Raw genomic sequence first — 13241 nt, forward strand, 5'->3', positions numbered from 1 at the left:
CCTCAGAGCCGATCGCGCTCTTACTCTCCGCCCTCGTCCCGAGGAACGAGGTGGATATCGCCGCCGTGCTCGAACGCCAAGACGGTCTCGGCGTCGTCGTCGACGAACGAGGGGTTCGAGACGGTCCGTGCCTCGTACGTCTCCGGGTCGAGGACCTGTATCGCGTGCTCGTCTTCGACCGTCACGACGGTCGTCTCGGCGGCGTCCTCGCGGCTCCCGAGCCGCGTCGCATCCGGAGATGCGCCCTCCTCGAACGGGGCGCTGTACGGGTCGCCGTTCGCGAGTCGAACCCCTCGAAGACGGCCTGAGACGCCCGTGACGAGTACGGGGCCGTCGCCGTCTTCGGGGTCGAGGATCTCGCCGACGGCGTACCGTGGGAGCCGAACCGCGAACGTCACCCGGTACACCTCGTTACCGTCGCCGTCCTCGGTGACGAGCGTCGGATACGACTCGTAGCTGCCGCCGAGCGCCTCCGTGATCCGTCCCGCGACGTTCTTGGCGAGCCGGTTCGAGGAGAGCTTCACGTTCGGCCCGTCGTCGGTGGATTTCACCTCGGTGATGAACGCCTCCCGGTCGCCTTTCGCCTCCTGATCGGCGACGTACGACTCGGCGATCTCGAGCGCCTCCGCGCGCTCTTCGGGTCGCAGGTCCCGCCCGTCCGCGCGCACCTGGACGACCCCCGCGTAGTAGCCGCCGGCGATCCGGCCACAGCGGTCACAGGTCCCCCGCGATATCTTGACCGGGACCGTCACCTCGGCCGACCGAAGTGTCCCGCGGACAACGCCCGAGAACCGGCAGTGCATCCGGATCGTGTTCTCGTCGACTTGTTCGGGCTCGACGCCCCACTCCACGTCCTCCACGTCGACGTGGACCCCGAGCGCCTCAGCGACCTCGTCGACGGCGATATCGGTGTAATCGCGCGCTCCAACGTCACGCCAAGAGTCGCCGCGGCGGACCGCCCCACAGCCCGAGCAGACGAGCACCTCGATCCGGTCCGGCGCGTCGACGAGCTCGAACTTCGCGAAGTAGCAGTCGTCACACAACAGCGCGTCCCGACCGCCCGGATCCCCCGGAAGAGTGTCGCGACGCTCCGGGACGGCGTCGCCACACCGGGGGCAGAACTTCCGCGACTCGCTCATGGCACACGCTACGACGCTGCGCCGTTTAAACAGCCCGGAGCGTGGCTCCCGACCTCCGTATTCGACCCTTCCCCTCCGAAATCGTTTTTCGCCCGGGACGAGAACGCGTGTGTATGAGCGGGAACCCCGACGACGAACGACTCGAAGAACTGCGCGAAAAGAAGATGGAAGAGCTCCGCGAGCGCCAGCAGGGAGACGGCGACGCCGAGGCTCGCGAGGAGGCCCAACAGCGCGCAGAGGCCCAGCAGGAGGCCGTCCTCAAACAGTACCTCACTGACGGCGCGCGCCAACGACTCAACGCGGTCGAGATGTCGAAACCCGAGTTCGCAAAGCAGGTCAAACAGCAAGTCGCGGCGCTCGCACAGAGCGGCCGCGTTCAGGGCCGTATCGACGAGGACCAGATGCGTGACCTGTTGAAGGAACTCCAGCCCGAACAGCAGAGCTTCGACATCCGGCGGCGGTAGATGGAGCTCGCGCTTCTGTACAGCGGGGGGAAAGACTCCTCGCTCGCCGCCACCCTGCTCGATCGGTTCTACGACGTCCGGTGTGTCACGGGGAGCTTCGGGCTCACCGACGACTGGGAGCACGCCGAGCGGGCCGCGACCGAGCTCGGCTTCCCGTTCGAGCGCGTCGCACTCGACCGTGCGGTCGCCGAGGAGGCCGCCGAGCGAATGCTCGACGACGGCTACCCCAGAAACGGGATCCAGCGCGTCCACGAGCACGCGTTGGAGACGATCGCCGAACACGACGTCGACGCGATCGCCGACGGGAGCCGGCGCGACGACCGGGTTCCGACCGTCTCCAGAGCGCAGGCACAGAGCTTGGAGGACCGCCACGGCGTGGACTACATCTCGCCGCTCTCGGGGTTCGGGCGACACGCGGTCGACCGCCTCGTCGAGGCGACGTTCGAGGTCGAACAGGGACCGAGCGAGGAGGTCCCGAAAGCCGACTACGAGGACGAGCTTCGCGCGCTCATCGCCGAGGAACACGGCGAGAAAACGGTCGCCGACGTGTTCCCCGCACACGACCAGACATACGTTCGCGGCCGGAGTGATTGAGACGGGGGGCGCGGCCGAGCGGGGGTGAGGACGCTCCCGAAAGGATGGTTTCAAGCGGCCGCTCGCCGAAGTCGTCTCCATGTACGACGGACTCAAGGGGTTCCGCGATTTTTACCCCGGGGAGCAGTCGGCCCGCCGGCAAGTCACCGACGCGATCGAAGACGCCGCCGGACGGTACGGCTTCCGCGAGATCGCGACCCCGGCGCTCGAACGGACGGAGATGTACGTCGACAAGTCCGGGGAGGAGATCGTCGACGAGCTGTACGCCTTCGAGGACAAGGGAGGGCGGGAAGTGTCGCTCACGCCTGAACTGACGCCGACGGTCGCCCGGATGGTCGTCGCGAAGGGTCAAGAGCTATCGAAACCGATCAAGTGGATGTCGACCCGACCGTTCTGGCGCTACGAGCAGGTCCAGCAGGGCCGGTTCCGGGAGTTCTATCAGACGAACATCGATATCTTCGGTTCGTCGGCCCCCGAAGCCGATGCCGAGGTGCTCGCGGTCGCCGCCGACGCCCTGACCGACCTGGGACTCACCGCCGACGACTTCGAGTTCCGCGTCTCACACCGAGACATTCTCGGCGGGCTAGTCCGCTCGCTGGCAGCCGACCCGGAGACGGTCGACACCGAGGCCGCGATCCGCGCGGTCGACAAACGCGCGAAGGTCGACGACGGCGAGTACTTCGGGCTCCTTTCGGACGCCGGGCTCGACCGCGCGACCGCCCGCGAGTTCGACGACCTCATCACGGATGTCGAAACGGTCGACGACCTCGACGCGGTCGCCGAGGCGGGCGGTGCGGACGTCGAGGGGGCCGTCGAAAACCTCAGGAACGTGCTCGCCGCGGCCGACGATCTCGGCGCGGGCGAGTTCTGTGACGTGTCGCTGACGACCGCTCGGGGACTGGACTACTACACCGGCGTCGTGTTCGAGTGTTTCGACTCCACCGGAGAGGTGTCTCGCTCCGTCTTCGGCGGCGGGCGCTACGACGACCTGATCGAGAGCTTCGACGGTCAGCCCACCCCCGCAGTGGGGGTCGCGCCCGGTCACGCTCCGCTCCAGCTGCTGTGTCAGCGCGCCGGCGTCTGGCCGGAGGAGTCGCTGTCGACGGACTACTACGTGCTGTCAGTCGGTGAGACGCGCGCCAAAGCCGCGGAGATCGCGTCCGGGCTCCGCGATCTCGGACACGTCGTCGAGGGCGACGTCGCCGACCGCTCGTTCGGTGCACAGCTCGGCTACGCCGACTCGATCAACGCCGAGACGGTGATCGTCGTCGGAGAACGAGACCTCGCGAACGGCGAGGTGACGGTAAAGGACATGGCGAGCGGGGACGAGACGACCGCACCGGTCGAGGAGTTCCCGCCGGAATCGGGACGGCCGACCTACGAGGACTACGAGTAGCGGGTCGAGAGTCGACATCACGGCGGTCGACGGACGCCTCAGGCGACGTCGATCCGACCGAGGAGCGTCTCCGTCGCCGCCTCGTCGAACCGCATCGGCCGCCGCCACCACGGTCCGTTCCCCGAATCGCTCGATAGATCGGTGACCAGACGGTTCGCCGTCGCGCCCCCTTCCGGGGCGCTCAACGGGACCACTCGGTCGAAGAGCCCGGACGCGTCGGGGTCGCCGTCGACGACGACCCGCGCGTCGAACGGGTCGCGTTTGAGGTGGGCGTTGGTCGAGACGAGATCGCTGGCTTCCGTGCGATCCGGTCCGTCGAGCACGCGATCGACGCGGAGGCCGGCGAACAGGTACGCACCCCACTCGGGAGCGAGGTCGTCGTCGACGGCTCCGGGCTCCGGCGTCGCGGAGCACCCGTCGCCGACCGGTCCGTCCCAGCCCGCGGGCCGGAGCGTCAGCGTCGCGTAAAACAACAGCCAGTCGTCCGGTTCGAGCGTCGCGATCGGTCCCGACTTGATCGCGTACGGATCCCCGTACGTTGCAGCGTCCCGCCCGTGGACGGTTGCGAACTCCGGATCCATGTGGACCGGTGTCCCGTAGAGGTCGTCGGGGAGCGAAAACGGGAGGTCGAGGTCGGCGTACGTCGGTAGCGGTTCGTCAACGGGATAGCGCTCGCGCGGGAGCGTCTCCGCCGACTCCGGGATCGGGACGTAGGCGAACGATCCGTCCGGGTAGACGGGGCCACGGAACCCCGGCTCGTTCGTGTTGGCGGCGACGTTGACGGCGACGGCACGGGGCACGATCCGGCGGTTCGGTTACTTCGACGCTCCGGATGGCTGGAGGTCGCGCTGGAACTCGTCGAAACGTTCGAGCTCGTCGTCGAGCTCGTACTCCAGTTCGCGCTGGTCGCCGCGGTTGACGAGTCGACCGTCCTCCAACTCCTCGGCGACGTCCTCCCAGCCGGGTTTCACGCGGATACTTCGTGCCGGTGTCCCGACGACGACGTGATGGTCCGGGACATCACCCTGGACGACAGCCCGCGCACCGACGACGCTGTTCTCGCCGACACGGCAGCCGGCACGGACCATCGCGTCGTAGGTCACGCGGGCGTCGTCACCCACGATCGTGTGGTAGTTGCGGACCGTCGTCTGGTCGACGAGGTCGTGGTCGTGGCTGTACAGATGGACGCCGTCGGAGATCGACGCCCGGTCGCCGATCGTCAGCTTTCCACGGTCGTCGAGGTGGACGTCGTCGTGGATCACGACGTTGTCGCCGACTTCGATGTTGTGACCGTACGTGACGGAGATCCCTTTGAAGAACCGACAGTCGTCGCCGCACTCGGCGAACAGGTGGTTTCCGAGCATCTGGCGGAACCGGAGCGCGAACTCGACGTTGTCGGCCATCGGCGTGGCGTCGAACTGTCGCCAGAGCCACTGGAGGTGTTTCGAGCGCTGGAAGCGGTCCTCGTCCTTCTCGGCGTAATACTCCGACTCCAGCGTAGCGTTACACGGGTCGTACCCCTGTAGACGGACCCGTTCCGCCTTCGAGACATCGGCACCGTTCTGCCACGCCTCCCAGCGGTCGCGGTCGCCGTGTAAGTCGATCAGCGTGTCCCGAACGACCTCACAGGTGTCCTCCTCGGAGGCGAGTCGCTCGTCCACCTCGTCGACGAACGCTTGCACCGACGCCTCCGTGGCGTCCGGTAGGGACACGTGTCGCTTTGTCATCGTCGAACGTTCGATGCCGATCCACAAAGGGATTCGGTTGTGCGTCGTCGCCCGTATCCGTCCGCGGGGGATCGCCGGTCATCGAAGTCGACCGCGCCGGATAAGTGTACCCATCACTAACCGAGACGCATGCAGTACCGCGAACTCGGAAGCTCCGGCGTCGAGGTCTCGGAAGTCGGCTTCGGCGCGTGGGTCGTCGGCACCGACTGGTGGGGGGACCGCTCGGACGAACAGGCCGTCGAAATGGTCGAGACCGCGCTCGACGCGGGCGTCACGTACATCGACACCGGCGACGTGTACGGCCACGGCGACAGCGAGCGGATCGTCGGCGAAGCGATCGCGGGCCGCCGCGACGAGGTGACGCTGTCGACGAAGGTCGGGTACGACTTCTACGACAACCCGCAGGCCGGCCACGGCGAGCTCCCGAAAGAGCTGAACGAGGAGTACCTTCGCGAGGCGCTCTCCGCCTCGCTCGACCGGCTCGATACCGACTACGTCGACGTTCTCCAGCTCCACAACGCGAACGTGAGCGAGGTGACGCCCGAGGTTCGTGACCTCCTCCGCGAGTGGAAGGCGGAGGGGCGTGTCCGGGCGCTCGGCTGGGCGCTCGGTCCCTCGATCGGCTGGCTCGCCGAGGGCGACGCCGCCGTCGAGTACGACGAGTTCGACGCGGTCCAGACCGTCTTCAACCTCTTCGAACAGGAGCCGGGTCGTCACTTCATCGACACGATCCGGGAGACCGGCTCGGAGACGTCGGTTATCGCGCGCGTGCCGCACTCCTCGGGACTGCTCAACGAGCAGGTCACGCCCGACACCGTCCTCGAGGACGGCGACCACCGTTCACACCGGCCGAAGGAGTGGTACGAGGCGGGCTGGGAGAAGGTGGAGGCGATCCGCTTCCTCGAAGACCCGGACGGGGTCGAGGGGGCCCGAACACTGAGCCAGGCCGCGATCCGCTGGCTGCTCGCACACGACGAGGTCGCCTCGGTCACCCCCACGTTCCGGGACGCTTCCGATATCGCCGAGTGGAGCGCAGCGAGCGACGTTCCGGCGATCACGGACGCCGAGTACGAACGGTTAGAACAGCTGTACGCGACGAACTTCGGGATCGACCGCGACGACGGGATGGACGCGCTCCGCACCTCCGTCGACGGCGAGGACATCGCGGAGGCGGGTCTCGACAAGCGCGCCGCGTCGTACTGACCGAGGGTCGCTGGTTGGGAGCGACGCACAAGGAGCGACTTACGGCGAAGACACCGAGTCCACGCTCGCGGGCTCGACCGACGCCGGATCGGCTTCGTCGATCGGCTCGCCGAACGCGTACACCGTGTTGTGGCTCGTCACTTCGACGTTGAGGACATCACCGACATCGATCCCCCGATCGCTCGCGTTTCGAACGATCACCTGCCGGTAGGCGGGATCGCGACACTTCACGGAATCGCCGGTCCCTTCCTCGACCACGAGCACTTCGTACCGCTCACCTACCATCGCCTCGTACGCCTCGCCGACGACCTCCATTTTCAGTGTCGACATCGTCTTCGAGCGTTCCTTCTTTATCGTGCCGCCGAGCCCCTTCATGTCGGCCGCGTCGGTCCCGGGGCGCTTCGAGAAGCGAGTGACGTTGATCTTCTCGGGACGGACCTCACGGAGGAGCCTCATCGACCGTTCGTGGTCCTCGTCGTCCTCCGTCGGGAAGCCGACGATGAAGTCGGTCGAGAGCGTCCAGTGATCGAGCCGATCCTCGAACGCCGCGACGACCTCGCGGAACTTCTCGACGCGATGTTGACGGCGCATGTCGGCCAACACGTCGTCAGAGCCGGACTGGACGGGCGCATGGATGAAGTCGTACAGCTTCTCGTTGCGGGCGAACACGTCCGCCAGCTCGTCGTGGATCCCGTGGATCCCTCCGGGGTTCGCCATCCCGAGGCGGACGCGGAACTCGCCGTCGATGTCGCAGATACGGTCGAGCAGCTCGGGCAGCTTCCGATCACCGGTGTCCCAGCCGTAGACGCCGGTGTCCTGTCCGGTGACACGGATCTCCTTCGCGCCGGCGTGGACGAGCGCGCGGGCCTTCTCGACGTTCTCCTCGATCGGCGGGGAGTCGACGCGACCGGTCGCGAACTTGGTGATACAGTACGAACAGTTGCTCATACAGCCGCGAGCGATGGGGAGGATCCCGACGACGCCGTCGAGGATCGGCTCCGTATCGGGCGTGTGTGTCGGACACTCCCCGTTGAGCACGTGGGCCGGTACCTCGTCCCAGTGGAGCACCTCGGCGTCGATGCCGGCTTCGCGGAACTCCTCGCCCTGTGCGAGCGCCATACAGCCGGTGACGACGAGGTCGCCCGCGGTCTCCTCGTCGAGCTCGGCCGCGCGCCGGAGCATGTTCCGTTCCGTCTTCTCGACGACCGTACAGCTGTTGAGGATGGCGACGTCGGCGTCGGCAGGCCCGTCTGCCGGGCGGTGGCCGCCGTCGCGGAGGGCGCGTTCGATCTCGCGGCTCTCACCCCGGTTCGACGTACAGCCGTACGTCTCGATGTGGTACGTCGCCATCGGTTACGCGTTCTATCGGGCCGGCGGGCAAAAGGGCGACGGTCCCGGGGACGTGAACACGTCCGACGCTCATGCGCCGAGTCGTGTTTTGTCGTTAGTCCTCGGCGACGACTGCCGAGTGCGCGCTGCCGGCCTCCGAGTCCGAGTCGGAGCCCGCGTTCGAGCCGGCAGGGTCGACGGCTCGGTACACCGATCGTCGAGCGTCCGTGGGACAGAGGCCCTCCTCGACGAGCTCGACATCGACGAGCTTCTCGATCGCGAACCGAACCGTTCGAGTGGACAGTCGGGTCTCCTCGGCCAGTCCAGTCTGGTCGAACCGACCCTCCGTGTCGAGGACGTAGTATACCAGCTTGGCACTTGGAGGAAGCGGCTCAAGTCGCTCGCGGGTGTCGTCGTCCATACCGATCGGTCGTGCGATACCGGCATAACCGTGGTCCGGGTGTGCGGAATGCGCGCACGACCGATCCCGGTTTCACGCTTCGAGCGGTTCCGACCTCGGCGTCACTCCTCGGACCGGAACTCGAAGCGTGCACCGTCATCGTCCGCGACCGTCGTCCGCCAGCCGTGTGCCTCAGCGATCTCCCGAACGATGGCCAGACCGAACCCGGATCCGCTCTCGGTGCTGGTAACGCCACGCTGCATCACCTCGCTGGGGTCGACACGGTCGAATCCGGGTCCGTCGTCGCTGACGGAGAACCCGTCCGAGAGCGCTTCGACCGTCACCGTGACTCCGGCCGCCTCGCTTACGCCCGATCCGCCGTCCCGTGAGCCGTGCTCAACCGAGTTCCGAAACAGGTTCTCGAATAAGGTCCGGAGTCGCTCCGGATCCGCTTCGATCGTCACGTCGGATCCGGGGGTTTCGAGGACGCTCCCGTCAGTATTGACGGTTCCCCACGCTTCTCTCGCGGCCGCTGCGAGATCGACCGGCTCGGCAGTATCGACCGTTCGCCCCTGACGCGCGAGCGTGAGGACATCGTCGATGAGCTCGGCCATCCGGTCGTGAGCGGCCTCGATCTGCTCGATCTCGGCGAGAGCGTCGTCGTCGGCTTCATCGATCAGATCCCGGAGGAGTTTGACCCGACCGCTCGCGACCGTAAGCGGGCTTCGGAGGTCGTGGGAGATCACGGCGGCGAACTTCTCGTGACGGTCGAGTTCGCGCTGGAGTGCCGCGTCACGCTCCCGGAGCTGTTCGGTGCGCTCGGCGCGATCGAGCGCGACGGCGACGTTCGCGGCCAGCACCCTCGCGAGTTGTACGTCGTGCTCGTCGAAGAAGCCACGCTCGCGTGAGCCCAGCGGCATCACCCCGTGATCACCGAGAGGAACGACGAGGAGGCTCCGGAGGTCGCCGTACTCGATCTCGGTGATCGACTCGTCGATGTCGTCGACTACCGTCGTTTCACCCTGGTCGAACGTTTCCCAGATCGTCCCGTCACCGGGACCGATCGGGGGGCGCTCCCCGATGGCATCGGTCGCCTCCTCCGTTATCGCGGTCGGCTTGAGTGTTCCCGACTCGGGGTCGTACAACCGGATACCGCTGTTCGGGAACCCGAGCGTATCGATCGCCGCGCGAGCAGCCACGGTAGCCACCGTCTCGCGGTCCTCCCCGCGAAACATCTCCCGTGTCGCCTCGTGAAGCCCCCGCAGGGTCCGTTCGACGCGTTTTTGATCGTTGATATCGGCATACACGCTGTAGACGATACCCCCCTCGGACCGGCTCACCGGGATCCCGTTGAGGAGGAAATCCCTCACGCCGTCGACGGTCCGTCGCCGGACTTCCACGCGGACCGGGTCGTCATCTTCGAGGACGTTGGGGCCGACCCGCTCGGCGTCTTCCGGAGTGATCGCCTCACGGGTCTCTTCGTATCCGCTGTCCGCCGCCGAGTACCCGAACGTCGCTTCGAACGCGTCGTTCGTCTCGTCGAGGTGCTGCGTGTCGTCGCCGTCGACGACGATCCGAGCGATGGGGAGCGGCATGTTGTCGAACAGCGCGGCCAATCGGTCCCGCTCCGCGCGGAGCACGTTCTCGGTCTCGATCTGCTCGATCGCCTCACAGGCGTGTGTCGCAACCAGTTCCGCGAACTCCACGTCCGTCTCGTCGAACGAGGCGGGGAAACTGGAAACCGCTTGCAGGATCCCGTGACCGCCGATCGGGACGCTGATCGCCGAGCCGATGTCGTCGGCGACCGGATCCGCGTCGGACGACCGGTCCAGCTCGTCGATCACGAACGTCCGCTCCTCGGCGGCGGTCCGACCGGCGATACCTTCCCCGAGCTCGAAGCGTCGGACTTCGTCGGCCGTAACGCCCTCCGAAAGTGCGGCTGGATGAACGTACTCACCGTCGCGGCGGGCCGTGATACACCGGTCGAACTCGAGGACCTGTTCCGCGACATCGACGACGCGCTCGAAGACGGCGTCGACCGATTCAGCCGTGGAAACCTCGGTCGCGAACTCGTGGATCGCGGTGACCTTGCAGTTGATCGCTCGCAGGTCGGCCTCGGCGCGCTGTCGGGAGAGCGCGTTGCTCACGCGGTTCGCCAGCATCTCGTATCCGTCGGCCCCACCACCCTTCTGGAGGTAGTCGGTGACGCCGGCCGAGATGGCCTCGCTCGCGATTTCCTCGCTTCCCTTTCCCGTGAACAGGATGAACGGCAGGTCGCCGATCTCGGAACGGACGTCCGCGAGCAGGTCGAGTCCCGTCGCACCGGGCATGTCGTGGTCGCTGACGACGCAGTCGACCGGGTGGTCCCGTAGCCGCTCCATCGCCGCTTCGGGTGACGACGCCGTGGTCGTCTCGATACCGTCGAGGAGCCGTTCGAGATACGTCGCGGCGAGGTCGGCGGCCCCCGGCTCGTCGTCGACGACGAGCACACGGTCCGACGCTGCCGCCGTCGACCAGTCCACGGACGCGTCCGTCCGTTCCGTCACCCGCCCCCACGATCCGGGCTGGTCGTCGTCGGGGCCCACCCTGTCGGAACTCCCGTCTCCGATCCCGGGGTCCCGGTCTCCGGGACTGGAATTCATACATGTTGTACTACCGTGTCATTATTTTAACGTTCCTCCCGAATAATCAGAGCTGATAGCAAGCCGGGCGGGTCACAGAAGCCGTTCGGGTACCGGGAGCGTTGCAGGGATCAGGTACCGATCCCTGGTCCGGCCGGCTACAGGAACCCTTCGACGTGGTCGGCGACCTCCTCGGGAGTGTCGCCGACGGGGACGCCAGCGTCGTTGAGTGCGTCGATCTTCGACTGCGCGGTGCCCGTGCCCGAACCGGAGACGATCGCGCCGGCGTGGCCCATGCGCTTGCCCGGCGGCGCGGTGCGCCCCGCGATGAACCCCGCAACGGGCGTGTCCATGTGCTCGCCGATGAAGCGAGCGGCCTGCTCCTCGTCCTCGCCGCCGATCTCGCCGCACATCACGACGGCGTCCGTCTCATCGTCCGCCTCGAACGCCTCCAGGGCGTCGATGAAGGAAGTCCCGATGATCGGGTCGCCGCCGATACCGATGGCGGTCGTCTGGCCGATTCCGCGCTCGGTGAGGTTGTCGACGACCTGGTACGTCAACGTCCCCGAGCGGGAGACGAGTCCGACGTTACCGTCGGCGAAGATGTTGCCGGGCAGGATCCCCAGCTTGGCCTCGCCGGGCGTGATGATGCCGGGGCAGTTCGGACCGAGTAGCCGGGTGTCGCTCTCGCCGAGCCGCTTGTTCACCTTCGCCATGTCCTGGGTCGGGATCCCCTCGGTAATGGCGACGGCCAGATCGAGGTCCGTGTCGAGCGCCTCGAAGATCGCGTCCGCGGCGAACGCCGGCGGCACGAAGATCACGGACGCATCCGCGTCCTCGACTTCGACGGCCTCGTCGACCGTGTCGTAGACGGGGACACCGGCTGCCTCCTGTCCGCCCTTGCCGGGGACCGCGCCGGCGACCACGTTCGTCCCGTACTCGATCATCTGTTCGGCGTGGAACTTCCCTTCCCCGCCGGTGATCCCCTGGACCACCACTCTGGTGTCGTCGTCGACGAATACGCTCATTGGGTCACCTCTTCCGCGTTCTTCACCGCACGCTGGACCGCGTCTTCCAGCGTCTCTTCGACCTCGACGAGGTCGGTGTTCAGGATCTCCATGCCTTCCTCGGCGTTCGTGCCGGCAAGCCGGACGACGACCTTCTTCGGGATCTCGTCGAAGCGCTCTAAGGCCTCGTTGATCCCCTTCGCGACCTCGTCGCCACGGGTGATCCCCCCGAAGATATTGAACACGACGCTGTCGACGTTCGGATCGGAGAACACCATATCGAGCGCGTTCGCGACGCGCTCCGCCTTCGCGCCGCCGCCGATGTCGAGGAAGTTGGCGGGGGCACCGCCGTAGTGATCGACCAGATCGAGCGTCGTCATCACCAGCCCCGCGCCGTTACCGATGATACCGACGTTGCCCGAGAGCCGGACGTAGTCGAACCCGTACTCGCCTGCCTTGCGTTCGAGGTCGTTCTCGTAGGACTCCTCGGCGAGGTCCGCGAGCTCGGGCTGCCGGAACAGCGCGTCCTCGTCGATGTTCATCACCGCGTCGGCGGCGACCACGTCGCGCTCGCTCGTGATCATCACGGGGTTCACTTCTATCTCGGAGGCGTCGCTGTCCTCGTACAGGTCGTACAGCGTCGAGAGGATCGACGCCACGTCGAGCGCCACGTCGGCATCGACGCCGGCCTCGTAAACGACCTTCCGGGCCTGATACGGGTGGAGCCCGAACGCGGGGTCGACGTGCTCGCGCGCGATGGCGTCCGGCGTCTCCTCGGCGACCTGCTCGATGTCGACGCCGCCCTCCGTCGACACCATCAGGACCGGCTTCCCCTCGCCGCGATCCATCGTGACGCCGACGTACAGTTCGTCGACGAAATCGACGCCCGCCTCGACGAGGACCTGGTCGACGGTGTAGCCTTTCAGGTCCATCCCGAGGATCGCCTCGGCGTACTGTTCGGCCTCGTCCCGATCGGTCGCGATCTTGATCCCCCCCGCTTTGCCGCGTCCCCCGACGTGGACCTGTGCCTTGATCGCGGCGGGATAGCCGATCTCGTCGACGGCGTCGAGCGCCTCCTCGACGGTCGTCGCGAGCCGGGAGTCCGGTACCGGGATCCCGGCATCCGCGAAGATACTCTTCGCTTGATGTTCGTGTAGTTTCATCCGTCTCGAAAGCGGACCGACGGCGGCTTAAATGGTGCCGATCCGGCGCGAGCGACCGGTATGGCTCCGCGGACGACGTGAGGCCTCACGACCGTTGTGTGTCGACGACGCGCGGTATCGACGACGCGTGGTCTCGACGACGCGTGGTCTCGACGACCCCGAGGCGGGCCGTCCGGTCGACACTCGAAACCAACAGGA

General features: G+C 66.9%; 12 protein-coding genes. 4 read left to right on the top strand and 8 right to left on the bottom strand.

All coding sequences use genetic code 11. The annotated features are described in order from the left end of the window. Positions 1-20 precede the first annotated feature (20 nt). Positions 21-1139, bottom strand: coding sequence for a 60S ribosomal export protein NMD3 (locus ACZ5TV_RS01535; protein ID WP_379778835.1), 1119 nt, complete (start codon positions 1137-1139; stop codon positions 21-23). A gap of 113 nt (positions 1140-1252) precedes the next feature. Between ACZ5TV_RS01535 and ACZ5TV_RS01540 the strand changes: the two genes are divergently transcribed. The 3 genes from ACZ5TV_RS01540 to hisS all read left to right on the top strand — a co-directional run bounded on the left by ACZ5TV_RS01540 (position 1253) and on the right by hisS (position 3593). Next, entirely contained in the window at positions 1253-1603 is a 351-nt protein-coding gene (locus ACZ5TV_RS01540) for a DNA-binding protein (RefSeq protein WP_379778832.1), read from the top strand. After that, on the top strand, positions 1604-2197 hold the full coding sequence (locus ACZ5TV_RS01545; RefSeq protein WP_379778829.1) for a DUF7411 family protein: 594 nt from the start codon (positions 1604-1606) through the stop codon (positions 2195-2197). Between the two features lie 79 nt (positions 2198-2276). Beyond that, a complete protein-coding gene (gene hisS / locus ACZ5TV_RS01550) occupies positions 2277-3593 on the top strand; it encodes a histidine--tRNA ligase (protein WP_379778826.1) in 1317 nt (438 codons plus the stop codon). A gap of 38 nt (positions 3594-3631) precedes the next feature. On the opposite strand, the gene ACZ5TV_RS01555 is transcribed toward hisS, so the two are convergent. Together ACZ5TV_RS01555 and ACZ5TV_RS01560 are read right to left on the bottom strand one after the other, a co-directional pair. Beyond that, entirely contained in the window at positions 3632-4393 is a 762-nt protein-coding gene (locus ACZ5TV_RS01555; protein WP_379778823.1) for an Nmad3 family putative nucleotide modification protein, read from the bottom strand. Positions 4394-4408: 15 nt separating this feature from the next. Beyond that, complete coding sequence (locus tag ACZ5TV_RS01560; RefSeq protein ID WP_379778820.1) at positions 4409-5320, bottom strand: acyltransferase; 912 nt, start codon at positions 5318-5320, stop codon at positions 4409-4411. Positions 5321-5449: 129 nt separating this feature from the next. On the opposite strand from ACZ5TV_RS01560, the gene ACZ5TV_RS01565 reads away from it, so the two are divergent. Then, positions 5450-6523, top strand: a complete 1074-nt coding sequence (locus ACZ5TV_RS01565) for an aldo/keto reductase (protein WP_379778817.1) — start codon at positions 5450-5452, stop codon at positions 6521-6523. A gap of 39 nt (positions 6524-6562) precedes the next feature. Here the strand turns inward: ACZ5TV_RS01565 and ACZ5TV_RS01570 are convergent, their stop codons facing one another. The 5 genes from ACZ5TV_RS01570 to sucC all read right to left on the bottom strand — a co-directional run bounded on the left by ACZ5TV_RS01570 (position 6563) and on the right by sucC (position 13043). After that, positions 6563-7873 (bottom strand): tRNA (N(6)-L-threonylcarbamoyladenosine(37)-C(2))-methylthiotransferase, encoded by a 1311-nt coding sequence (locus ACZ5TV_RS01570; protein ID WP_379778814.1) that lies wholly within the window; start codon positions 7871-7873, stop codon positions 6563-6565. Between the two features lie 94 nt (positions 7874-7967). Next, positions 7968-8273 carry an ArsR family transcriptional regulator gene (locus ACZ5TV_RS01575; RefSeq protein WP_379778811.1) on the bottom strand — a complete coding sequence of 102 codons (306 nt, stop codon included), beginning with the start codon at positions 8271-8273 and terminating at the stop codon, positions 7968-7970. A 101-nt stretch (positions 8274-8374) separates the two neighbouring features. After that, positions 8375-10894 carry a hybrid sensor histidine kinase/response regulator gene (locus ACZ5TV_RS01580; RefSeq protein ID WP_379778808.1) on the bottom strand — a complete coding sequence of 840 codons (2520 nt, stop codon included), beginning with the start codon at positions 10892-10894 and terminating at the stop codon, positions 8375-8377. 137 nt (positions 10895-11031) lie between these two features. Beyond that, positions 11032-11901 (bottom strand): succinate--CoA ligase subunit alpha, encoded by an 870-nt coding sequence (sucD, locus tag ACZ5TV_RS01585; protein ID WP_379778805.1) that lies wholly within the window; start codon positions 11899-11901, stop codon positions 11032-11034. Next, on the bottom strand, positions 11898-13043 hold the full coding sequence (gene sucC / locus ACZ5TV_RS01590) for an ADP-forming succinate--CoA ligase subunit beta (protein ID WP_379778803.1): 1146 nt from the start codon (positions 13041-13043) through the stop codon (positions 11898-11900). Before sucC ends, sucD begins: the two co-directional genes overlap by 4 nt. Positions 13044-13241 lie beyond the last annotated feature (198 nt).

It is taken from the genome of Halorubrum tibetense, assembly GCF_055396225.1.